The following is a 21,891-nucleotide window of genomic DNA, read 5'->3' on the forward strand; positions in this document are numbered from 1 at the left end:
CTCCTCGGCTCGGCTCCGGACCCGATCGGGTCCGGCTCTCCGTCTCAGCCCCTGTTGAGACCCCTGACCGCTTCGGCCACGTCGCAGCTGAACCGGCCCAGCGCCCGGCTCATGGCGGCCACTGTCGCGCGGTAGTCCGTCCCCGCCGCAGGCTCGGCGTAGCGGGATTCGCGAACCAGGAGCTCGGTCTTGCCATCGCCGCTGGACACCGACCAGCGCACGTTCAGCACACTCTCGCCGCCGCTTCCTTCGAAGCGGATCACCTTCACCACGAGCTGATAGTCCACCTGTGCGGAACGCTTCCACGGGTAGGTCACCACTTTCCGGCTCGGGAGTGAGGCGGCGAGATTTTCAGCGAGCACGTGGGGCACGCTCTCCTCGAGCGATTCCGCCCATTTGTCGAATTCGCCGAGCTGGAGCTCGTTCTGGCCGGTCCGCGTTACGATCTGGGGACGGTCCAGATACTCCGGCAGTTCGACCGGCCCCACGCCGAGCGCGATCTCGCGCTCCCGGCCGGCGACCGGTCGGAGCGGCTCCTGCGCGGCGGACAGCACATAGAAGCGGGTGTCGGGGCTGGTGCCGCAGCCTCCGAGGAGCAGCGCGGCCAAAGTCGCCGCCAGAAAGGTGGATCGCATCACGGGTTCCCTCATGGCTTGCCTCCCGATCCGCCCTTGCCGTGCAGCAGGGCTTCCGGATGGCGTTCGAGATAGTCGGTCAAGGCGCGGATGGAACGAGCGGAGGCGGCGAGTTCTTCCAGGACGTTGCTGATGTCCTCCGCCATCGCCGATCCCGGTTCAAGCTGCTCCAGCACCTTGGCCGTCGAGCTCAGGCTCTTTTCCGCGACCGCGGTCAGCGTCACCATTTCCCGGTCCGCGGTCTGGGCCAGATGGCGGAGGTCCTTCAGAGCAGTGTTCATGGAGCCCACGGCATCCTTCAGCTCCGGCGCGTTGAGCAGGCGATTGCTGCCCTGCACGGTGCCGAGGAGCTCCTGGCCGATCTTGTCCAGCGGTATCTTCTTCAGGTTCGCCACGATCTCGGTGACGTTACGCTGCAACTCGTCCGCCACCGAGGGCAGGGTCGGCAGCTCGGGGTGCTGGCCACTGTAATCCAGGCTTTTCGGCGGACTTTCCGGATAAAAATCGAGGTCGACGTAGAGCTGGCCGGTCAGGAGGTTGCCGGTCTTGAGCCGGGCGCGGAGGCCGCGTTCAACCAATTTTTCCATGAATGGGCGGCGGCCGGCTTCCATTGCCGCCTTGAATTCTTCTCTCGCCCGTTTGATCACGTCCTCCGCGCCGTACGGGATCAGCCGTTCCGGGTCGATTTCGATGACCACGGGAATCCGGATCTTGTGCGCGCCGAAATCCAGCGCGAGCTTCAGTTCGGTCACCGTGCCGACCCGAATTCCCTTGAGTTCGACTGGCGCTCCCACACTCAGCCCCCGCACGGAGTCGTCGAAGAACAGCAGGAAGGGCTGGCGCAGCGTGTAGGTGCCTTCAGCGATGCTGGCGAAGTCCTTGTGCAGCCTGAAATGCGTATTGGGTTCGCTGGACTGCACTTTGGGGTCATTGAGCGTCGGCGTTTCGAAGGTGATGCCGCCCTGGAGCAGGGACATGATCGAACCGACCTTGAGGTTGACGCCCTGGGCGCTCATGGAGAGATCGATCCCGCTGACCTGCCAGAAGCGTGTGCTGTTGTGAATGAGTCGGTGGTAGGGCGCGTCGATGAAAACCTCGACCTGGACGCTCTGGCTGTCCTCGGCCAGGCCGACGTTCACCACCTGTCCGACCTCGATATCGCGGAAATAGATCGGCGTGCCGTATTTCAGGGGACCCGCATTGTCCGCGGCAAGAAAAAACGAACGGCCGGGGGTGTCCGCCTTGATCCGGGGCGGCTGTTCGAGTCCGATGAATTTACGGACCGCATTGCCGCCGCCGAACTCGACGGCGATGTAGTTCCCCGCCATCAGCGTGTCCAAGCCCGAGACACCGCCCAGGCCGAGCTCCGGCTTCACGACCCAGAAGGCGGTATTTTCACCGAGGTGAGTGGCGACGTGCTTCTCCATCTTTGCGGTGACGACGACGCCCGTCAGGTCTTCGTTCAGCACCACCGATTCGACCGTGCCGATTTCCACGTCCTTGAACTTGATCTTGCTTTTTCCGGCTTCGAGCCCCGGCGCCTCCTTGAACAGCAGGGTGATGGTCGGCCCCTCCTCGCTCAGCGTCTTGTAGGCCAGCCAGATGCCGATGCCCAGTGCTACGAGGGGAATCAGCCAGACCAACGGCAGGCCGCGGGAGGACTTGACCTCCGCCTCCCAGGCGTCGTATTCCTGGACGTCGCCGGCACCTTCCTTTGGAGATTCGTTCATCGCTGCATCCTGTAAGCCCCCTCGGGGCTGGAGTGGGAAGAAATCTTGCCGTATTTCAGCGCCATGCGATCCCAGATCAGGCGGGGATCGAAACTCATCGCCGCGAACATCGTAACCACGACCACGCCGCCGAACGCCACGGCACCGGGGCCCGCCTCGATGGTCGCGAGGGCCCCCAGTTCGACCACCGCCACCAGGATGGTGATCACGAAAACGTCGATCATCGACCAGCGCCCGATCGATTCGGTGAGCCGGTAAAGCACGGTGCGCTCCCACGGCCGCCAATGCGAGCCAAACTGGACCGACAGGAGCAGGAAGGTCATTACCAGGAGTTTGAGCACCGGTACTACGATGCTGGCGAAAAACACCAGGAGGGCCAGCGGCCACATCCCGCCCACGATCAGTTCCTTGACGCCGCTGATGATGGTGTCGGGCTCGCCCCGGCCGGACATCGTCACGGTCATGATCGGCAGCAGGTTGGCCGGAATATAGAGGATGTAGGCCGTCAGCGTCAGCGCCCAGGTACGCGCCAGGCTGTCGGGCTTGCGCCGGTGCAAAACCGCGCCACAGCGCGGGCAGCGGGGATGAATCGATCCGGGCTGCGGCCGGCAGAGCAGATGGCAGCAGTGGCAGAGCAGATAGCCGGCATCGGCGGCTGTAATCGCGTGCCTAGTCACCAGCGGCCTCCAGCCGTTCCCAGACCTCGTGGTCGTCCAGCACGGCATCGCCCGCCGCCATGGATACCATCAGGCCGGCGAAGGAATAGAGTGCGATGCCGGGCGCGAGAGCGGCCAGGTCGGCCAGCTTGACCACGGCCACCAGGATGCCCAGCATGAAAACCTCGGTCATCGCCCAAGGCGACAACTGCTCCGTCCAGCGAAACACCAGAACCGCCTTCGGCGCCCGAAGTCCGAACAGCCGCAACGGCAGCAGTACGTAGAAAAGACAAAGCAGCTTGGCCAACGGCGCCAGAAAAGTGACGACGAACACCAGCGCCGAGATTTCCCAATAGCCCTGCGAATTGAGTTCCTCGATGCCGGTGAGCAGCGAACCCTCCTGCACCCGTCCCGCGATGTTCATCCGCAGCAGGGGATAAGCGTTGGCCAGCATGAACAGAATCAGGCTGGTGAACGCCAGCGCGAGCGATTGATCCAGCCCGCCGCCCTTGCGCTGGAACAGGACCGCGCCGCAACGCGGACAACGCGCCTTCTGCCCGGGCTGCAACCGGGGTTTGCGGAACAGCAGATCGCAATCGTGGCAGGCGACCCGTTCGTGCTCGGCGACTGCATACTCGTTCTCGATGGATCGTACTGCCATGTCCGCTCAAATCGGTTTACGTAGATTGAAGAACCGTTCAGTGGTTGCGCCGGACCGCCCGGTAGCCGATATCACTGCGGCAATACGCGTCCGGCCAGTGAATCTTCCCCACCAGCCGGTAGGCGGCGGCCTGAGCCTCGCCTACGCTCTTTCCCAAAGCCGTGACGCACAACACCCGGCCGCCCGCCGTCAGCACCTTGCCGCGGTCCAGCCGGGTTCCCGCATGGAACACCTTGCCGCCGGGCGCTATCGCCAGCCCCAACCCTTCTATCACATCGTCTTTACGGTAATCGAACGGATAGCCGCCGGCGGCCATGACCACCCCCAGCGCGACACGAAGGTCCCACTCTGCCTTCACCACATCGAGCCTTCCCTCCTCCGCGGCGCAGCAAAGGTCCACCAGGTCGCTGCGCAGCCGCATCATGATGGGCTGGGTTTCCGGGTCGCCGAAACGGCAATTGAACTCCAGCACCTTGCAGCTGCCGTCTGGGGCGATCATCAACCCTGCGTACAAAAACCCAGTATACGGCACGCCGTCCGCCTTCATCCCCTCAAGCGTAGGCAGAATGACCTGGTCCATTACCCGCTGATGGATTTCCGGAGTCACCACCGGTGCCGGGGAATAGGCCCCCATGCCGCCGGTGTTCGGCCCCAGATCGCCGTCGTCCCGCGCCTTGTGGTCCTGCGAGGTCGCCATCGGCAGGGCGTGCTCGCCGTCCGCCATGACGATGAAGCTGGCTTCTTCCCCTTCGAGGAACTCTTCCACCACCACCTGGTGACCGGCGCTGCCGAAGGCGTTACCGGCCAACATGTCGTGCACCGCGGCGATCGCCTCGTCCTCGCTCTGCGCCACGATCACGCCCTTGCCGGCAGCGAGACCATCGGCCTTGACCACGATGGGTGCGCCTTTCCGGCGGATGTAGTCCTCGGCTTCGCCGGCGTCGGTGAAAACCTGGTATTCCGCGGTCGGAATGCCATGGCGGGCCAGGAAATCCTTGCAAAAGGCCTTGGAACCTTCGAGCTGAGCCGCCGCTCGGGTCGGGCCGAAACAGGGCAGCCCGGCAGCACGGAAAGCGTCGACGATACCGGCGACCAACGGCGCCTCCGGACCGACAATGGTGAGCGCCACACCCGCCTCTTTTGCAAACGCCAGCAGGCCCGCCACATCGTCCGCCGCGATGGCTACGTTCTCCAGGCCCGGCTCCATGGCGGTGCCAGCGTTGCCGGGCGCCACGAACACTTTGCGCACGCGGGGGGACTGCGCGGCTTTCCAGGCCAGCGCGTGTTCGCGCCCGCCACCGCCGACGATGAGGACTTTCATGGGGATATCAAGACTCCGGATGGATTTGAAACGGCGCCAATTATACGCGCTGGGCCGGCCGGGACATGGCATACTGTGCGCCATCCGCTCTCAAATCCTCATTACGGACACACCCATGCCTCAAGAAGCGACTCTGGAACAGCCGCAATCGATCGGCGAGCTGATCAAGGAACTGCTCGACGAGCGCCGCCAGGTCTGGCTGGCATACAGCGAACTGGGCGGCATGAAGCCGTTCACCCCCGGCCTGCCCCTGGAATCCAGCCTGCGCGGATTTTGCCAGATACTGATCGACTACATTTCTCTGGGCCATTTCGGGCTGTACCGGCGTGTCACCAATGACGCGGAGGTGCGCGCCAATGCCGCCGAAATCGCCGATGCCATCTACCCCGGCATCGCCGAAGCGACCGACGCCGCCATGGCGTTCAACGACAAGTACGAGCACACGCCTTCCGAACGCCTGTGCGACGAACTGGCGGAAGACCTTTCCCGGCTGGGGGAAAGGCTGGCGCTGCGCGGCGAACTGGAAGACCGCCTGATCGCCAGCCTGGCCGGCTAGCAGGGCGGCATGAAGTACTGCAGCCAGTGCGCCGCGCCGCTGCGCCTGGGAGTTCCGGCGGGCGACGACCGGCCCCGCCACATCTGCGACGCCTGCGGCACCATCCATTACCGCAACCCCAAGGTGATCGCCGGCTGCATCCCGGTCTGGAACGGACAGATTCTGTTGTGCCGGCGCGCCATCGAGCCGCGCCACGGGTTCTGGACCCTGCCCGCCGGCTTCATGGAACTGGAGGAGACGCTGGAGCAGGCAGCCGAACGCGAGTCCTACGAGGAGGCCACCGCCCGGGTGCGGATCGACTCACTTTATACCCTGTTCAGCCTGCCGCATCTGTCGCAGGTCTACGCCTTCTTCCGCGCCGAACTGCTCAGCCCGGACGTGGCCGCCGGCCTGGAGAGTCTGGAGACGCGGCTGTTCGAAGAAAACGACATCCCCTGGGATGAACTGGCTTTCGAAACCGTCCGCCGTTCGCTGACCCTGTTCTTCGAAGACCGGCGCAGCGGCGCCTTCGGCCTGCACGTGGAAACCCTGGTTCCGGACAGCTGCCGTATCCGGAATTGAGATTCTCCTTGTACGACCTGCACGCCCATTCCACCGCTTCCGACGGCACGCTCACGCCCGCCGAGCTGGTTCGCGCCGCCGCCGCCAGCGGCATTCGCACCCTCGCCCTGACCGACCACGATTCGGTGGCGGGGCTGGCAGAAGCCGGCGCCGCGGCGGCGGAAGCGGGATTGCGGCTGGTTCCCGGCGTCGAGCTGTCGGTCACCTGGGAATCCCGGACCATCCACGTAGTCGGATTGAACATCGCCCCGGATCATTCCGGCCTGAATGAAGGCATGCGCCGGCTCCAGGCGGTACGCTTCGAACGCGCGAAGGAAATGGGCCGTCGGCTGGAGAAGAAAGGCATTCCCGGCACCCTTGAAATCGCGGCGGGACTGGCCGGCGCCGGCATGGTCACCCGCACCCATTTCGCCCGTGCCCTGGTACAACTGGGCCATGCCGCGAGCGTCCGGGACGTCTTCGACAAGTTCCTGGCTCAGGGCAAGCCGGGCCATGTCCCCACCGTGTGGGCGGAAATGGCCGCCGCCGTGGGCTGGATCATCGATGCCGGGGGCGTTGCGGTACTGGCGCATCCGCAACGCTACAAGATGACCGGAAGCTGGATCCGCCGCCTCACAGGTGACTTCAAAGCCGCCGGCGGACAGGCGATCGAAGTCATTTCCGGCAACGCCACGCTTTCCGACATCCAGACCAACACCGCGCTGGCGCGCCGCTTCGAACTGCTGGCCTCGGTGGGTTCCGACTACCACGGCCCCGAACAGGTCTGGCTGAAACTCGGGAAGATTCCGCCGCTGCCGGACGGCCTCGCGCCGGTCTGGACCCGCTGGGAAACCGAGCAATGACCTCCGTACACCGTTGCGCCTGGGCGCTGCGCAGCCCGGAAGAAACCGCCTATCACGACACGGAATGGGGCGTCCCCCTGCACAACGACGTGAAACTGTTCGAATACCTGGTACTGGATGGGGCGCAGGCCGGACTGAGCTGGACCACCATCATCAAGAAGCGGGACGCCTACCGGCTGGCTTTCGACGGCTTCGATCCGGAAGCGGTCGCCCACTACGACGAGGCCAAGATCGCCGCCCTGCTGGCCGATCCGGGCATCGTGCGCAACCGGCTGAAAATCGAATCCGCCGTGCGCAATGCGAAAGCCTATCTGCGCATCCAGGAGGAATTCGGCAGCTTCGACGCCTATTTGTGGCGCTTCGTCGATGGCACGCCGGTGCGGAATGCCTGGCGCGAACTGCGCGAAGTCCCGGCGAGCACCCCGCTATCGGATGCGCTCAGCCGGGATCTCAAACAGCGCGGCTGCAACTTCGTGGGCTCCACCATCTGCTACGCCTACTTGCAGGCGGCGGGGCTGGTGAACGACCACTTGGTCGATTGCTTCCGCTGGAGTGAGGTGAGCGGCGGCTAGTCCGCCAATCGAGAAACGACCTTAAATCCATCGAGGGACGCTTCCATGCCGTTATGGCTGACATTTGTAATCATCGGTACTCTCGGCGGCCTTGCGGCCGGCTTTTTCGGTATCGGCGGTGGCTTGGTGATCGTGCCGGCGCTCATTTACTGGGCGGGATTCTCTCAGCACATGGCAACCGGAACATCCATTGCGGTCCTGCTTCCTCCCATTGGTCTTGCTGCGGCTATCGAGTATTACAGACACGGAAACGTGAATGTCCGTGCCGCCGTCATTCTGGCGGTGGCCATGCTGATCGGTTCTTGGGTGGGCGCCTACTTCGCCAACCAGATTCCAGGGCCTTATCTCCGCCTGATGTTCGGCATTTTCGTTTCGAGCGTTGGGATTTACCTCATTTATGGCGCTTGCGACCGCCTGGGCTGGCTCTGATGATACCCGCACCCAACCTCTGAAGCGCATGGCCATTTTGGGCTGCCAGCTCGCTTCAGCGGGTGGTCGGACTGACTCCGAATATCACGCCCACGGAGATCTGCCGCCGCTCCGTTTCTAGCCATGGACGTTTCCTGATTAGCCGCTCCCCTCCTCATGAATTCGAATGCGTGAACTTCGAATATCCCTTAAGGCTAAAACAAAACCCCGGAGATACTATGTTTCGATTTTTTGACAAGCAAGCATTGATACCTGCCTTGGTGATTGCCGGATTTCTTGGCGGATGCGCCCAGCATGTCGATATCTCGTATAAACCGGCCAATCTATCAAAAGGGACGGGCGAGCTTTACGTCAGGGCGTTCGAATATCTTCCTGCCGTGAAGGGAGATGTCGAACCGGATGAGGCTCAACAGGACAAATCGGGCTTGGCGTACACCCATTTCTCAGAAAACGTTGATGCGCTGTTTACGAACGCCGTAAAAAAAGAGCTTGGTTCCTCCGGCTATTTGGTGTCGGACGGCAGCTCCAGTGGCGTATCGGGTGAAATCCGGCGATTCAGCTTCGATTGGGTTGGCATGACCAGAATGCGGTTTGATATCGCTGTTTTCTTTATCGTTACGAAAAATGGCAAGGTTGTTTATTCGAACTTGATTGAATCGACTCACGAAGCGCGTAAGGAAGGCTATAAGCTGGAGGATCCCTCCGAACCGATCGAACTTGCGATGGCTGATTGTATCGGGCGATTCATCCGAGATGCCCAGAAACGAGGCGCGCTTTAAGCGAGGAATTGCACGGGCTTGGCCCCCAACCAGGCCCCGCCCATACCCTTGATACACTTTTGTGGCACCGACCGCCCGAATGCCTGCAATCGTTGATTTTCCGGGCTTCCGGCGTTGCAGGTGTCGCCGCGCTGCCCATGCTTGCCGCATGTCATTGACTTTTTGTTGCCTGGCGGAGATGTGTGCAGAGGCAGGGATCGAAAGGGCTTCATACCCTTCATCGCAAAAGCCGCATCCCTGCGGCTTCCTTTCGGGCTATTTCCGGCAATCTGGTCTTTGGCCGAGCGATGGCACTACGCCAGGGGCGAAATGTGAAAGCGGAAAGCTGGTCGACGCACAAAATCCAAAAAATGGGTCGTGCAGTGTCACCCGCGTTCGCTTGCGGCCGGCCGATTCAAATCATCGCCGCGGCCGCAGCTCCTCGCCAAAGCCATTGCCCGTCCGGATCACCACCGCTCGGAAAGTGAGGACGGCCACCGGCGGCATCAGGGCAGCGTGCGCACGCCGATGGGCGAACCGAGCAGTACCACGTCCGCCGGCCGCAGGGCGAACACGCCGTTGCAGACTACACCGGGGATGTCGTTGATCCGGTGTTCCAGCTCGACCGGATCGGTGATGCTGAGGTTGTGCACGTCGAGGATCACGTTGCCGTTGTCGGTGACGCAGTTTTCCCGCCACACCGGCGTGCCCCCCAGTTCCACCAGGCGACGGGCGACGAGGCTGCGCGCCATCGGAATCACTTCGACCGGCAGCGGGAACTTGCCCAGCACGTCGACATACTTGGTCTCGTCGACGATGCAGACGAACTTGCGGCTGGCCTCCGCCACGATCTTTTCGCGGGTCAGGGCCGCCCCGCCGCCCTTGATCATCTGCTTGGCCGCATTGACTTCATCGGCGCCGTCCACATAGACGTCCAGGGTGCCGGCGGCGTTGAGATCAAGCACCGGAATGCCGATCTTCTTCAGACGCTCGGAGCTGGCCTGGGAGCTGGACACCGCGCCTTCGATCCCGCCTTTGAGATCGGCCAGCAAATCAATAAAATGGTTCACGGTCGAGCCGGTTCCCACCCCCAGGATGGTGACGTCCTTGACATAGTCCAATGCCGCTTCGGCGACTTTCCGTTTGAGTTCGTCTTGAGTCATTGCCTTATCTGCCATCGTGTGTGATCAAACCGGTGGCGGATGATACTGGGAAAACCGCCCCGCTGCCATGATGGCCCCCTGCCCCGAACCATGCTGCAAAAATACATAGAGAAGATACTGCGCGCGCGCGTCTACGACGTGGCCCAGGAAACCCCGCTGGACCCGGCGCCTGGCCTGTCGCGGCGGCTGGACAACACGGTGCTGATCAAGCGCGAGGACCTGCAGCCGGTGTTCTCGTTCAAGCTGCGCGGCGCCTACAACAAGATCGCATCGCTCAGCCCCGAGGCGCGCGCGGCCGGCGTCATCGCGGCTTCTGCCGGCAACCACGCCCAGGGCGTGGCGCTGGCGGCGCAGCGGTTGGGCATCCGCGCCGTGATCGTGATGCCCTGCACCACCCCGCAGATCAAGATCGACGCCGTGCGCAACCGCGGCGGCGAAGCCATCCTGCACGGCGACGCCTACGACGAGGCCTACGAACATGCGCTGGAACTGGCCCGCGAACGAGGTTTGAGCTTCGTCCACCCTTACGACGATCCGGAAGTCATCGCCGGGCAAGGCACCATCGGCATGGAGATCCTGCGCCAGCGCCAGGACGCCATCCACGCCATCTTCGTGCCCGTGGGCGGCGGCGGATTGATCGCCGGCATCGCTGCCTACGTCAAGTTCGTGCGCCCGGACATCCGCGTCATCGGCGTGGAACCGGAAGACTCCGACTGCCTGAACCGAGCGCTGAAAGCCAAGCGGCGGGTGATCCTGAAACAGGTCGGCCTGTTCGCCGACGGCGTCGCGGTGAAACAGATCGGCAAGGAAACCTTCCATATCGCCCACCAGTGGGTGGACGAGGTCGTGACCGTCGACACCGACGAAATCTGCGCCGCCATCAAGGACATCTTCGACGACACCCGCTCCATCGCCGAGCCGGCGGGCGCGCTGGGTATCGCCGGGCTCAAGAAATACGTGGCCGAAACCGGCATCCGGAACGAATGCCTGGTGGCGATCGAAAGCGGCGCCAACATCAATTTCGACCGGCTGCGCCACGTCGCCGAGCGCGCCGAGATCGGCGAGAAGCGCGAACTGCTGCTGGCGGTGACGATCCCCGAGCGTCCCGGCAGCTTCCTCGAATTCTGCCGGATACTGGGGCGCCGCAACATCACCGAATTCAACTACCGCTTCTTCGACGAAAAGGCCGCCCAGGTCTTCGTCGGCCTGCCCGTGGCGAGCGGCTCGATCGACCGCGAAAGCCTGGTCCGCGAATTCGAACGCCAGGGCTTCGGCGTGCTCGACCTGACCGGCAACGAACTCGCCATCGAACACATCCGCTACATGGTCGGCGGCCACGCGCCGAAACTGCTGGACGAACAGGTCTACAGCTTCGAATTCCCCGAACGCCCCGGCGCGCTGCTGCGCTTCCTCTCCATCATGGGCGGACGCTGGAACATCAGCCTGTTCCACTACCGCAACCACGGCGCCGCCTTCGGCCGGGTACTGATGGGCATCCAGGTGCCGAAGCCCGAACGCAAGGCCTTCCGGGAATTCCTCGAAGCCATCGGCTACGCCTTCAAAGAGGAAACCCACAACCCGGCCTACCGGCTGTTCGCGGGAGGCAGCGAGCGGGGGTAATTTTCCTGCGTCAAAGAGCCTGTGCGTGCTTGATAGGCAGGCCACCCAAATGTTTACGATGCCGTCGAAGCACGTATGATTGGCCCCAGTTGACGGCGATTTTCCGGACAAACCACGACGGCATGTTGATGGGGGTATCGCCTTGCGGGCGTCCCCCGAACGCATGAGGCAAACCCCATGAGCTTGAACTTGAGCGACTACCAGGAACATCTCGAACGGCTCGATCCCCACGTCAAGGACACTCTGGAGGCGAGCTTTCACGAAGCGGCACGGGTCATGTCGCCGGGCGCGCTGAAAAACTACATCGAAGGCGCGCGGGCGCTTTCCGAACTCGGGCGCGGCGCCGGATTGGTGCTCGGCTATGTCCAGCAGATGCCGCTGGTGTGCAAGGAAGTCGGCGACGAAGTGATCGCGGACGTCGTCACCGGCGTGATGAAACTGGCGTCCATGGTCAGCGGGGCGGTGATCGAGCGGCTGTTCGACAGCCTTCCCACCGCGGCCCGGCGGCTGGGCGATGGCGAACTGCTGCGGCAGTACCTCGGCCTGATCCACCAGCTTTCCGCCAAGGCACCGCGCGGCCTGCGACCGATGCTGGACCACCTGGACCCGCTGTTCGACAAACTGACATTGGGGGGCCTGCGGCGCTGGGCGCTGTGGGGCGCCCAGGCCCATGCCCGCGACTTCGAGACCTTGGCAAAGTACTTCGCGCTGGAGACTGCCGACAGCCTGGCGGTGCTGCAGCAGGAGCGGCGCGGCACCCTGTTCGTCGACACCCAGCGCAAGCTGAACTTCTACCTGCGCGCGCTGTGGGGCCGGGATTTCTACCTGCGCCCGACCTCCGGCGATTTCGAGACGCGCGAAGGCTACAAGCCGTACATCGAACACGGGGTGATCTTCGTGCCCGATGCGTACGACGACTTCGGCCCAGTACCGGGCAAAGAGCTCTACCGGGCAACCGCCGCCCATGCCGCCGCCCACCTGGCTTACACCACCCGCCCGCTGTCCGCGGAGCAACTGACGCCGGTGCAGATGTTCCTGATCGGGCTGTTCGAGGACGCCCGCGTCGAGGCGCTGGCGATCCGCGAATTCCCCGGGCTCAAACAGCTCTGGGCGCCTTTGTTCGAAGCCGCCCTCGGCAGCGACCGCAACGCCGACCCGATGGTACTTTGGCTGGAACGGCTGGCTCACGCTCTGCTCGATGAACGGATAGGGGCCGACGATCCGATCGTGGCCGAGCTGCGCGAATCCTTCCATGCCGCGCTGGCCAAGAACCCGGCCGACAACCGGCTGAGCTGGGCCCTGGGTGTCACCCTCTCCAACCGCATCAAGGACCGGTGGGGCCTGCCCTCGCTGCGCGTCCTGGAGAGCTTCGGCGTACCGTACCGGGACGACAACCGCTTCCTCTGGACCTTCGGCGAAACCGAATGGGCCGAAGCCGACTACATCGCCGCCAGCCAGCGCCAGGTGCGCAGGAAGGTGTCCTTGATGGAGATGATCGACGAGATCGATTGCGAACTGGCCGGGGACGACGCCCAGGAAGTCTGGACCCTGGAAACGCCGTTCTATCTGGATCAGGAAGGCTGCACTATCAATGAGTTGGAAGGCAAGGAGCCGGTCAGCGACCCCTATCACTACCCGGAGTGGGACTACCAGGTCCAGTTGCACCGGCCCAACTGGGCCACCGTGCTGGAGCGACGCCAGGCCAAGGACGACCCCGCCCTGGTCGAGCGGATTCTGCTCGAATATAGACCCATCGCCAGCCGGCTCAAACACATCATCGACGCCCTGCAGCCGCAGGGCGTGATCCGCCAACGGCGACGGGAAGACGGCGACGAGATCGACCTGAACGCCGCCATCCGGGCCATGATCGACATCCGCATGGGCGAGATGCCCGACCCCCGCATCAACATCCGCACGGTCCGCAAGACCCGCGACCTCGCGGTACTGCTGCTGCTCGACTTGTCGGAATCCACCAACGAAACCTTGCCCGGCAGCGACCGGCCAATCATTCAGCTGGCACGCGAGGCCTGCACGCTCCTGGCCTGGGCTATCGACGGCATCGGCGATCCCTTCGCCATCCACGGCTTCGCCTCCGACGGCCGCCACGACGTGCAGTACTACCGCTTCAAGGATTTCGACCAGCCTTTCGACGACCAGGCCAAGTCCCGCCTCGCCGGGATGAAGGGCGGGCTGTCCACCCGGATGGGCGCCGCCATGCGGCATGCCGCGCACCACCTGCGACATCAGCCTCAGCAGAAGAAATTGCTGCTCCTGGTAAGCGACGGCGAACCAGCCGACATCGACGAGCGCGACCCGCAGTATCTCCGCCTCGACACCAAGAAGGCAGTCGAGGAATTGGCCTCCTCGGGCATCATGACCTACTGCCTGACGCTAGACCCGGAAGCCGACGATTACGTCTCCCGGATTTTCGGCCCCAACCGCTATACGGTAGTGGACCACGTCCAGCGCCTGCCGGAACGGCTGCCCATGCTGTTCGCCAGCCTGACGGCCTGAAAAAGCCTCGGCGCGGCGAAGCCGACGACTCCATCGTTGGGATCGAGATTATTTGAGAGCGAAAAATAATCGAAGTTCTGAAGTTCTAGTAAATTACTCTCGCCACGCATGGCCGATCGCGGACCGGGCCAGTCAAACGCCCGCCGAATGAAACCTTGCCGACAAAGAAAAGAATAATGAAACTACTCAAACACTTGCCATCCAACACGCGTTCTCGTCCATTCCGCTCGGACCGGCGGACCGTTGCGGCGCCGAGTGAAACCGGCGACCGCCGGTTCTAGGCCCTGTCGAACAGGATGCGGACGCGCCCACTGGCGTAGATCACGCGGACCGGCTGGCCCGCGAAGCCAGGCGCGCGCCCACCGAAACCTCTCAGTGGCAGCCCCATGTTCTTCAATTACCGCGGCTTTCTGAAAGCCCTGCGCCTGGCGTTGTTCCAGCGGCCATTCCGGCTCAGGCGCTGGTTTTACGTACTGCTTTTTTCCGCCTTGTATCTCGCTTTCGTGGCTTTCGTGGCGCTCGGCCGCCTGCTGGATCACGTCTTTTTTCCCGGCTTCAGAAAAACCGGCGTCGAACGGCCGGTATTCGTGATCGCCCCGCCCCGGAGCGGGACCTCCTTCCTGCAGCGTGTGCTCTGCGCGGACGAGCAGCGCTTCGTGCACTGGAAGATGTACCAGACCATCTTTCCGAGCATCTGCTTTCAGGCCGTCTTCAACGGTCTGGCGTGGATCGACGTCAAGTGCGGCGGTGTGATCCGGCGCCTGATGCAAGGGTGCGAGCGGAAGTGGTTCGGCGGCTGGGACGAAATGCACCGGATGCGCCTGGACCAGCCGGAGGAAGACCAGGCACTGTTCCTCTACGCCTTCGCTTCCGAGGCGATCTTCATGCTGTTTCCGTTCGTGGAGCCGCTTTGGGAGGTGGGTTTTCCCGATGCCCTTCCGCCGGCATCCCGCCGCAAGCTGATGGCCTATTACCGCTCCTGCATGCAGCGCCATGTCTACGCCAACGGCGGCGGGCGCATCCTGCTGGTCAAGTCGACCCATGCTTCGGGCGCCATCGAGTCGATCGCGGAGGAGTTTCCGGACGCCCGATTCATCACCATCGTTCGCCACCCGGACGAAGCGATCCCCTCCCACGTCAGCCTGTTCGTTCCGGTCTGGCAGGCCCATTCGCCGGAAATCGAAAAGGACGGGGCCGAGTCGAAAGCCTACGCCGCCCTGGCAGCCGAATGGTACCGGCATCTGCACCGGTTCCGCGCGCGGGTGGAACCCGCCAATTATTACTGCATCGACTACCGCGATCTCCGGGCCGATCCGGGCCGCACGGTCGCCGCCCTTTACCGCCACTTCGGCTGGAACATGACCGAATCCTACCGGGCGGTGCTGCAGGACTTCACCGAGCGGCAGCGCACTTTCCAGAGCACCCATCGCTATTCGCTGGAGGAATTCGGGCTGTCGAAACAGTGGATACGCCAGGGACTGGGTCCGGTGATCGAAAGCCACGGCCTGGACGGGGAGGCGGCTTCCAGCCAGAAGCAACAGACAGAAAGCCTAGGGCAGGCGCTTGTTCCAGGCGGGTACCGGCGATCCTCGGCGTTCGGCCAGCAAGCGGTAATACGCGGCATGCAGGAGCCCGAGGAGGATCAGGGCGAGCCCGTCGGCCACCACCACCGCCACCGCCTGCGTGCCGGCGAAACTTTCCACGGCGACGAGGATGGCCAGGGCGATGTTGCGGTTGGCTGTGCCGAATGCGATCACTCGCCTGCCCTGTGAACCCGGCCCGCCGAAGGCATAGCCCAGCCAGAACGACAGCTCTCCCGCCAGAACGAAGGCCAGCAGGGGTTTCCACCCGGTCGCGAGGAGAGTCCCGGATTCGACCCAGGTCACGAACGCCAGGGACACGGCTCCCGCCGCTTCCGCCAGGATATCCAGAGGCCGGACCAGGCGGCCGGCCAGCCGAGGCAGGCCGAACCTGAGTGCCATGCCTGCGATGAGCGGCATGCTGACGGTGCAGAACAGCACCGCCAGAAGATTCAGATAACTGAACCTGAGCGTAGCGCCACCGCCCAGGGCCGCGAAACTGGCATCGAAAGCCAGCGGCGTAAGGAAAATGGCGAACACGGGAAAAATCGCGGTCAAACCGGCAGCGAGCGCCAGATCGCCCCGCGCCATTTTCACGAAGACCGGTACCACCGGAGCGAAGGGCGCGGCGGCCAGCAAGAGCATCCCGGCCGCATATTCCGGCGGAAGGGCGAAAGCCCGCGCCAGGCCGTAAGCCAGCAGCGGAACCGCGATGAAATTGAGCGGCAGTACGACGGACCATCGGCAGCCTCGAATCGCCGACACGACCGCTGTAACTTCGAGCCGTAGGCCGACCGCCAGCAGCAGCCCTCCCAGGGAAACCATGGTCAGGCCGCGGATCAGAAGCTCAGGCTGTATCGGAAGATTGTAGGACACGAAAGATAAGAGGAAGAGGCAGGATCTGGAACCGTCTTTCCTGGCGGCTGGAATACCACTTCAATCGACAGCGGAACAAACACGCTAAAAGAATTTGAATATGAAACGCGCGCGAAGCCTATTAGATGTGGGTTTTCGGACCCACGGCCGACGTACTTTCTTTTGGACGGCCAAAAGAAAGTACGCAAAGAAAAACCGCCCGGAGGCCGCGAAAGCTTCCTGCGCTTCTACGAAAACCATCCATGGTTTTCGCCCTGCGGGCCAGCCTGCGGCTGTTCAACTTTGCTCCAGGCAAAGTTGTCGCTTTCGACGAGGGTCCATCGAAGGGGCTCCTGCCCCTCGATGGACGAGCCGCATCCCTGCGGCTCCCCTTCGGGCTATTCTCGCCGAAAGCTGCGATGCTCGGCGCGGCCTAACGGGATAGCTCAAAAAGGAGGCACGTTTTGATCACGCGAAAAATACGCCTACGGACCCGTATCGACCGCCTGTTGTCCGTCTGGTTCTATTTTTCGATGCGCCACGCCGTGGCGGTGATCGCTTTTTCGATCCTCGCCGCCACGGCCGCCGTAAACTACACTATCCACAACCTCCGCATCAACACCTACCCCGGCAATGTGCTGTCGGACGAACTGCCGTGGCGCCAGGACAAGCTGGCCTACGAAAGGGCCTTCCCGCAGTTCCGCGATTCCATCGTCATCGTCCTCGACGCCCCGACGCCGGACCAGGCACGGGATGCGGCGGCCAGGCTCTATCACCGGCTGCGCGAGGATGCCGCCCAATTCGAATGGGTGTTCTATCCACCGGAAAGCGGATTCTTCCGCGAGAACGGCCTGCTGTTCGACGACGCCGTGGACCTGGAAAAACTGTCCGATCACCTGGCCAAGGTGCAGCCGTTCCTGGCGGAGGTGTCCGCCGACCGGAGCCTGCGCGGCGTTTTCTCGCTCCTGGAGCGGGCCCTGCGCACCGGAGAGGACAAGGACATCGATTTCGCCGCCGTGTTCGGCCGCCTCGCCTCGGCGCTCCGCGGCTATCTGGACGGCTCCGGGACGCCCCTGTCCTGGATCGAACTGATGGCCGGCGAGGACGCCAAGCCCGCCGACAGGCGCGTGCTGCTGGAAGTCATGCCGCGGATCGAATACAGCTCGCTGGCGCCCGGCGAAAATCTCATGGCGGCGATCCGCCAGACCGGCAAGGAGCTGCGCCTGGAAGAAAGCGGCGTCGCGATGCGGCTCACCGGTGCCGCCGCCTTGTCCGTGGACGAACTCAAGAGCGCCAGCGTCGGCGCCCAGATGGCGAGCCTCGGCTCGTTCCTGGGGGTCAGCCTGGTCATGCTGATCGGGTTGCGGTCGCTGTGGCTGGTGCTGGCGGTGCAGATCGGCCTGGTGCTCGGACTGATCTTCACCGCTGCCTTCGCCGCCGTGGCGCTCTGCCAGCTCAATCTGATTTCGGTCGCCTTCTCCGTCATGTACATCGGCATCGGCGCCGATTACGCCATTTATCTGAGCCTGCGCTACCGCGAGCTGGCCTGCCGCTCGCACAGCCACCGCAGCGCCCTGAAACGCGCCGTCCGCCACGTCGGCGGTTCGCTGGAAATCGGTACCCTGACCACCGCCGTCGGCTTCTTCTGCTTCGTGCCCACCAGCTACCGGGGGGTCGCCGAGTTGGGGATCATTTCCGGCGCCGGCATGTTCATCAGCCTGCTGGTGACACTCGCCATCCTCCCCGCCTTCCTCTGCCTCCGACGCCCTTCCCGTTACCTCGGTCCCCATGCCGGGCATGCCGAGCCGCCGCGCTGGCAGCGGAATTTCCTGACTTTTCCGCTGCGCCATTCGCGGGGCGTTCTGGTCGCTGCGGCCATCGTCGCCGCCCTCGCCTTCGTGCAACTGAAGTCGGCGCGCTTCGACCAGAATCCGCTCAACCTCCAGGATCCCTCCGCCGAATCGGTCCAAACCTTCCGCGAACTGCTGGCCGACGGCTCCAATTCGCCCTGGTTCCTGGCGGCGCTGGCCAAGGATGGCGGAGAAGCGGCGGCCATGAAGCAGCGGCTGGAAAAGCTGCCGGTGGTGGACAAGGTTCTGACGCTCGAGGATTTCGTGCCGGAAGACCAGGACGAAAAACTGGACCTGATCGACCAGATGGCGCTGACCCTGGGGCCGCAGCCGGCATCGGGCGACACCAAGCCGCGGCCCGCGCCCGACGAGGAGGCCGCGGCCGTGCGCCGGTTCCTGGCGACCCTCACGGCTCACCTCTCGGCCCACCCCGACGCCGCCGACGCGCCGGCCGGCTTCCGCCTCGCCGCGGAACAGGCCCGGCTGGCCGAACGCATCCAGTCCACGCAGGGCGAGGCCCGAACCGAAACCGTGGCGCGGGTATCTCAGACCCTGGTGGGCGGGCTCGGCAGCCAGTTGGACCGGCTGGCGGATGCGCTGAAGGCCCGCCGGGTCGGCATCGGCGACCTGCCGGACGACTTCCGCTCCCGCTGGATCACCAAGGATGGCGTACAGCGGGTCGAAATCCGGCCGAAAGAGGACCTGCACGACCCGCAAGCCATGCGCCGGTTCGTCGATCAGGTCCGGCAGGTGGTGCCGCACGCCACCGGGGTGCCGGTGCTGTTCCTCGAATCCAGCGACGCGGTGGTGACGGCCTTCCTGCAGGCCTTCGCCTACGCCATCGTAGCGATCATAGTGATCCTGTTCCTGACCATGGAGAAAAAAATCGACGTACTGCTGGTCCTGCTGCCGCTGCTGCTGGCTTCCCTGCTGACGGGAGCGGCCATGGCGCTGGCGAAGGTTCCCTTCAACTTCGCCAACATCATCGCCCTGCCGCTGGTGTTCGGCATGGGGGTGGACAACTGCATCCACATGGTCCACCGCTTCCGCACCGCGCCGCCGAAGGACGGCATTCTCCTGCACACCAGCACCGCCCTGGCCGTCGTGCTGAGCGCACTCACCAACATCAGCGGCTTCGGCAACCTCGCGGTGTCGCCCCATCTCGGCATGGCCAGCATGGGAATCATGCTGAGCATCGGCATCCTCGCGACGCTCTTGTGCAGCATGATCGTGCTGCCGGCGCTGCTGGCGCAGACGGAGCATTTGGGGCGGCGGCTCACGAAGCCCTGTGGCTGAACGCGATCCTTCAATCAAATGCCCCAGGCCAAACCCGGGCTGTGTGATAGACCCGGAGAATCTGAAGCGTATCGCCGGCAACGCGATAAGGAACGATGTACCGGCTTCCCGGTATCACCAACTCCCGCGTGCCCGGCACCCGTCCGGGCCGGCCGATCTGGGGCGCATCCGCCAGCTGCAGGACCCGTGAGCGAATGCGTTCGTGCAGTGCGCGGACCGCGCCCGGGCTGTCCTTCAAGAGGTAAAGATATATCTCACGAAGGTCGCGCAAGGCCTGCGGGGCCCAGATTATCTTCAAGGCGCCTCTTCGCCGCCCGAAAGCAACGACTCGAGATCGGCCATCGCCTGTTCATGCGGAATGCCTTCCCCCCTATCCAGAGAGGCCTTGGCTTGCTCGATGCCCTCGATCTGCCACGCCTGGGCTTCGACGTAGTGCCTGAGTGCATCCTCGATGACCCAGTTGCGCGAACGATCCATAGCCGCCGCCAAAGCCGCAACCTTGGCGGCAAGTTCGCTATCCGTTCGGATGGTAATGCTGGTGTCGGCCATCTTGCACCCGTTTTGTTTGCAATGTAATCAAACGCGTTATTACCACAACGGGCGATCGGATGCCAAATTTGGCTATGGATTTGGCAAAGAATAATTTCCCGAAATTAACAGCCGTCGTTCCGGCATGGATTGCCGGAACCCAGGTTCCAGGGATGGAATGGCTTGGGAACATCCATGTAAGCTGGATGCCGGCAATCCTTGCCGGCATGACGGTGCTTTGAACGAAAATGTCGTTCGGTCACTCAGGGAAGTTATTTTCGGCCATATCCTAAAGGCGGCCTTGCCGCGCAGGATCTGGCGATCGCGAATTCAAAATGGATCAGGGCGCACGGCTGGCGGCCAGCGCTATCCGGACCAGTTCGGTGAGGCGGCGGACCCCGGTTTTCTGGCGGATATGCTGAATGTGGGAGCGGACCGTGGCGACGCTCACGCGCAGGGTCGCCGCGATCACCTCCGGCGTCGCTTCGTCCATCAGCCCGACCAGCACGGACTGCTCCGCCGCGGTCAGATGGAACAGCCCGCAGAAAGACCGCAGTGAATCCTCGTTGATTCCGCGGCAATTCTCGATCACCAGCAGATAGCGCGCATGCAGCGATGGCAGACCCAGCGTAGAGACCTCGCCCAGCGGCGCGACCACGGCGCTGAGCGTTTCGCCCGCCTCGCCCGGCCGTGCGTGAGTGAAGGCGATTCGTGTATGCCGGCCGTGATCCGCCAAGTTCAGCGCTTCGTCGAGATCGGGACAGGCGCGCGTGCCCAGACCGATGACCCGGCCATGCCGCATCTTGACCGGCGCCGGACAGGCATCCAGCAGCCGCTGCGCCGCCGGATTGCAATGCAGAATCCTGCACCCCGCATCGAGGACGAACACCGCCTGACTGAGGCCGGCGACAACCGATTCGTTGAGGGCGCGCCCTCTCTCCAGCAGCCCCAGCCGGAACGCGATCCTGAAGGCCCGGTTGAGATGCCGTGAAACACTTTGCAGTTTCAGGCGGTCGGCCTCATCGAAACCCTCCGAGCCCACGCCGCGGAAATAACAAAGTACGACGTGCGGCGTATCCGGCTCGGCATCCCATAAGTTGCTGCAAAGCACGTCGCCGATGTTCTGGTTCACCAGCCAGTCGTTGTAGAACTCACCCCGGACCAGTTCCCGCCGCTCCACCAGCATGCCGCCCGCAAGCGTCTGGCCGCCCGCCGCCAGGTTCTTGTCACGCGCCGCCTGCACCCAGATGTCGCGCTCGCCCCAGTAAGCCTGGTAATCCTTGCCGTAGTCGGTGGAAATATTGTGGCTGAGCAGGAAGGGGTTGGCGTAGTCGGTCAGTTTGAAACCGATCAGATTGAAGGCGCTGGCGTCGAGGTGGATACGCAGTTGATCGAGCGTAGTCCGCCAGCTCTCCGGATTCAGGGCGGACTCGTAGATGGCCTGAACCAGCTCATCGTAATCCGGACCGCCCCGGCCCTCGGCGGGCGCGGTTTCCGGCTTTGAATCTTTCCCACTCATAAGGCCTTCCGCATGAGACGCTCGATTTGCCCGAATGGCTCAAAAGCGCCTGACCGGCCAGCCCCTGATCCGAACCGGAGCCTATTACACTATTTTTTCTGCTGTTCCTTCAATCCGAAAAAGCGCGCGCCTCATCCGGACACCGTTGGCGGATCGCCCCTCGGTATCCGCCGTAGGGCGGAACCTGCTTCTCCGGGTTCCGCCATCCCGAAACAACACGCATGCCGGCCGGGCCCACAAATCGT

Annotated in this window: 20 protein-coding genes and 1 pseudogene; 11 read left to right on the forward strand and 10 right to left on the reverse strand. The window is 63.6% G+C overall.

Annotation, left to right across the window (positions count from 1 at the left end; translation table 11 throughout):
- Positions 1–44: 44 nt before the first annotated feature.
- The 5 genes from OOT43_RS10215 to purD are packed head-to-tail and all read right to left on the reverse strand — an operon-like array spanning position 45 to position 5,003.
- Complete coding sequence (locus OOT43_RS10215) at positions 45–635, reverse strand: PqiC family protein (RefSeq protein ID WP_266020478.1); 591 nt, start codon at positions 633–635, stop codon at positions 45–47.
- Between the two features lie 11 nt (positions 636–646).
- A complete protein-coding gene (locus OOT43_RS10220; protein WP_266020479.1) occupies positions 647–2,365 on the reverse strand; it encodes a PqiB family protein in 1,719 nt (572 codons plus the stop codon).
- Entirely contained in the window at positions 2,362–3,042 is a 681-nt protein-coding gene (locus tag OOT43_RS10225) for a paraquat-inducible protein A (protein ID WP_266020480.1), read from the reverse strand. Before OOT43_RS10225 ends, OOT43_RS10220 begins: the two co-directional genes overlap by 4 nt.
- Complete coding sequence (locus OOT43_RS10230) at positions 3,035–3,682, reverse strand: paraquat-inducible protein A (RefSeq protein WP_266020481.1); 648 nt, start codon at positions 3,680–3,682, stop codon at positions 3,035–3,037. The genes OOT43_RS10225 and OOT43_RS10230 overlap by 8 nt, the downstream gene beginning before the upstream one ends.
- A gap of 37 nt (positions 3,683–3,719) precedes the next feature.
- Positions 3,720–5,003: a phosphoribosylamine--glycine ligase gene (gene purD / locus OOT43_RS10235; protein ID WP_266020482.1), complete on the reverse strand. Its 1,284-nt coding sequence runs from the start codon at positions 5,001–5,003 to the stop codon at positions 3,720–3,722.
- 115 nt (positions 5,004–5,118) lie between these two features.
- Between purD and OOT43_RS10240 the strand changes: the two genes are divergently transcribed.
- The 6 genes from OOT43_RS10240 (at position 5,119) to OOT43_RS10265 (ending at position 8,742) form a co-directional block, all read left to right on the forward strand.
- Entirely contained in the window at positions 5,119–5,559 is a 441-nt protein-coding gene (locus OOT43_RS10240; RefSeq protein WP_266020483.1) for an Rsd/AlgQ family anti-sigma factor, read from the forward strand.
- 9 nt (positions 5,560–5,568) lie between these two features.
- Positions 5,569–6,120, forward strand: a complete 552-nt coding sequence (locus tag OOT43_RS10245) for an NUDIX hydrolase (RefSeq protein WP_266020484.1) — start codon at positions 5,569–5,571, stop codon at positions 6,118–6,120.
- A gap of 8 nt (positions 6,121–6,128) precedes the next feature.
- Positions 6,129–6,962: a PHP domain-containing protein gene (locus OOT43_RS10250; RefSeq protein WP_266020485.1), complete on the forward strand. Its 834-nt coding sequence runs from the start codon at positions 6,129–6,131 to the stop codon at positions 6,960–6,962.
- Positions 6,959–7,534, forward strand: coding sequence for a DNA-3-methyladenine glycosylase I (locus OOT43_RS10255; protein ID WP_266020486.1), 576 nt, complete (start codon positions 6,959–6,961; stop codon positions 7,532–7,534). Before OOT43_RS10250 ends, OOT43_RS10255 begins: the two co-directional genes overlap by 4 nt.
- Positions 7,535–7,579: 45 nt before the next feature.
- Positions 7,580–7,963 (forward strand): sulfite exporter TauE/SafE family protein, encoded by a 384-nt coding sequence (locus OOT43_RS10260; protein ID WP_266020487.1) that lies wholly within the window; start codon positions 7,580–7,582, stop codon positions 7,961–7,963.
- Positions 7,964–8,133: 170 nt separating this feature from the next.
- The gene (locus OOT43_RS10265) at positions 8,134–8,742 is read left to right on the forward strand and encodes a hypothetical protein (protein ID WP_266020488.1); all 609 of its coding nucleotides are present in this window, start codon (positions 8,134–8,136) and stop codon (positions 8,740–8,742) included.
- Between the two features lie 485 nt (positions 8,743–9,227).
- Here the strand turns inward: OOT43_RS10265 and rpiA are convergent, their stop codons facing one another.
- Positions 9,228–9,884: a ribose-5-phosphate isomerase RpiA gene (rpiA, locus tag OOT43_RS10270; protein WP_266020489.1), complete on the reverse strand. Its 657-nt coding sequence runs from the start codon at positions 9,882–9,884 to the stop codon at positions 9,228–9,230.
- Between the two features lie 90 nt (positions 9,885–9,974).
- Here rpiA and ilvA point away from each other — a divergent pair, with 90 nt between their 5' ends.
- The 3 genes from ilvA (at position 9,975) to OOT43_RS10285 (ending at position 15,790) form a co-directional block, all read left to right on the forward strand.
- Positions 9,975–11,504: a threonine ammonia-lyase, biosynthetic gene (gene ilvA, locus OOT43_RS10275; protein WP_266020490.1), complete on the forward strand. Its 1,530-nt coding sequence runs from the start codon at positions 9,975–9,977 to the stop codon at positions 11,502–11,504.
- Positions 11,505–11,681: 177 nt separating this feature from the next.
- Positions 11,682–14,018, forward strand: a complete 2,337-nt coding sequence (locus OOT43_RS10280; RefSeq protein ID WP_266020491.1) for a nitric oxide reductase activation protein NorD — start codon at positions 11,682–11,684, stop codon at positions 14,016–14,018.
- 386 nt (positions 14,019–14,404) lie between these two features.
- A complete protein-coding gene (locus tag OOT43_RS10285; RefSeq protein ID WP_266020492.1) occupies positions 14,405–15,790 on the forward strand; it encodes a sulfotransferase family protein in 1,386 nt (461 codons plus the stop codon).
- A gap of 111 nt (positions 15,791–15,901) precedes the next feature.
- Here OOT43_RS10285 and OOT43_RS10290 read toward each other — a convergent pair.
- Positions 15,902–16,423, reverse strand: a pseudogene (locus OOT43_RS10290) (bile acid:sodium symporter); the annotation flags it as partial.
- Between the two features lie 494 nt (positions 16,424–16,917).
- Between OOT43_RS10290 and OOT43_RS10295 the strand changes: the two are divergent.
- On the forward strand, positions 16,918–19,599 hold the full coding sequence (locus OOT43_RS10295) for an MMPL family transporter (protein WP_266020493.1): 2,682 nt from the start codon (positions 16,918–16,920) through the stop codon (positions 19,597–19,599).
- Positions 19,600–19,609: 10 nt separating this feature from the next.
- Here OOT43_RS10295 and OOT43_RS10300 read toward each other — a convergent pair whose 3' ends face one another.
- Both OOT43_RS10300 and OOT43_RS10305 read right to left on the reverse strand, forming a co-directional pair.
- On the reverse strand, positions 19,610–19,897 hold the full coding sequence (locus OOT43_RS10300; RefSeq protein WP_266020494.1) for a type II toxin-antitoxin system RelE/ParE family toxin: 288 nt from the start codon (positions 19,895–19,897) through the stop codon (positions 19,610–19,612).
- The gene (locus OOT43_RS10305) at positions 19,894–20,148 is read right to left on the reverse strand and encodes a CopG family ribbon-helix-helix protein (RefSeq protein ID WP_266020495.1); all 255 of its coding nucleotides are present in this window, start codon (positions 20,146–20,148) and stop codon (positions 19,894–19,896) included. The genes OOT43_RS10300 and OOT43_RS10305 overlap by 4 nt, the downstream gene beginning before the upstream one ends.
- Before the next feature lie 68 nt (positions 20,149–20,216).
- Between OOT43_RS10305 and OOT43_RS10310 the strand changes: the two genes are divergently transcribed.
- Positions 20,217–20,369, forward strand: a complete 153-nt coding sequence (locus OOT43_RS10310) for a hypothetical protein (RefSeq protein WP_266020496.1) — start codon at positions 20,217–20,219, stop codon at positions 20,367–20,369.
- Positions 20,370–20,467: 98 nt separating this feature from the next.
- Here the strand turns inward: OOT43_RS10310 and OOT43_RS10315 are convergent, their stop codons facing one another.
- A complete protein-coding gene (locus tag OOT43_RS10315; protein ID WP_266020497.1) occupies positions 20,468–21,646 on the reverse strand; it encodes a helix-turn-helix transcriptional regulator in 1,179 nt (392 codons plus the stop codon).
- Positions 21,647–21,891 lie beyond the last annotated feature (245 nt).

Origin of the sequence: Methylococcus mesophilus (assembly GCF_026247885.1) — a bacterium.
GTDB classification, from domain to species: Bacteria; Pseudomonadota; Gammaproteobacteria; order Methylococcales; family Methylococcaceae; genus Methylococcus; species Methylococcus mesophilus.

Excerpts from the sequence above, each read along its gene's own strand:
- OOT43_RS10220 (WP_266020479.1), bottom strand. The coding sequence starts at position 2,365 with ATGAACGAATCTCCAAAGGAAGGTGCCGGCGACGTCCAGGAATACGAC.
- OOT43_RS10315 (WP_266020497.1), bottom strand. The coding sequence starts at position 21,646 with ATGAGTGGGAAAGATTCAAAGCCGGAAACCGCGCCCGCCGAGGGCCGG.
- ilvA (WP_266020490.1), top strand. The coding sequence starts at position 9,975 with ATGCTGCAAAAATACATAGAGAAGATACTGCGCGCGCGCGTCTACGAC.
- OOT43_RS10280 (WP_266020491.1), top strand. The coding sequence starts at position 11,682 with ATGAGCTTGAACTTGAGCGACTACCAGGAACATCTCGAACGGCTCGAT.
- OOT43_RS10230 (WP_266020481.1), bottom strand. The coding sequence starts at position 3,682 with ATGGCAGTACGATCCATCGAGAACGAGTATGCAGTCGCCGAGCACGAA.
- OOT43_RS10285 (WP_266020492.1), top strand. The coding sequence starts at position 14,405 with ATGTTCTTCAATTACCGCGGCTTTCTGAAAGCCCTGCGCCTGGCGTTG.
- OOT43_RS10240 (WP_266020483.1), top strand. The coding sequence starts at position 5,119 with ATGCCTCAAGAAGCGACTCTGGAACAGCCGCAATCGATCGGCGAGCTG.
- OOT43_RS10245 (WP_266020484.1), top strand. The coding sequence starts at position 5,569 with ATGAAGTACTGCAGCCAGTGCGCCGCGCCGCTGCGCCTGGGAGTTCCG.
- OOT43_RS10215 (WP_266020478.1), bottom strand. The coding sequence starts at position 635 with ATGCGATCCACCTTTCTGGCGGCGACTTTGGCCGCGCTGCTCCTCGGA.
- rpiA (WP_266020489.1), bottom strand. The coding sequence starts at position 9,884 with ATGACTCAAGACGAACTCAAACGGAAAGTCGCCGAAGCGGCATTGGAC.
- OOT43_RS10255 (WP_266020486.1), top strand. The coding sequence starts at position 6,959 with ATGACCTCCGTACACCGTTGCGCCTGGGCGCTGCGCAGCCCGGAAGAA.
- OOT43_RS10305 (WP_266020495.1), bottom strand. The coding sequence starts at position 20,148 with ATGGCCGACACCAGCATTACCATCCGAACGGATAGCGAACTTGCCGCC.
- purD (WP_266020482.1), bottom strand. The coding sequence starts at position 5,003 with ATGAAAGTCCTCATCGTCGGCGGTGGCGGGCGCGAACACGCGCTGGCC.
- OOT43_RS10260 (WP_266020487.1), top strand. The coding sequence starts at position 7,580 with ATGCCGTTATGGCTGACATTTGTAATCATCGGTACTCTCGGCGGCCTT.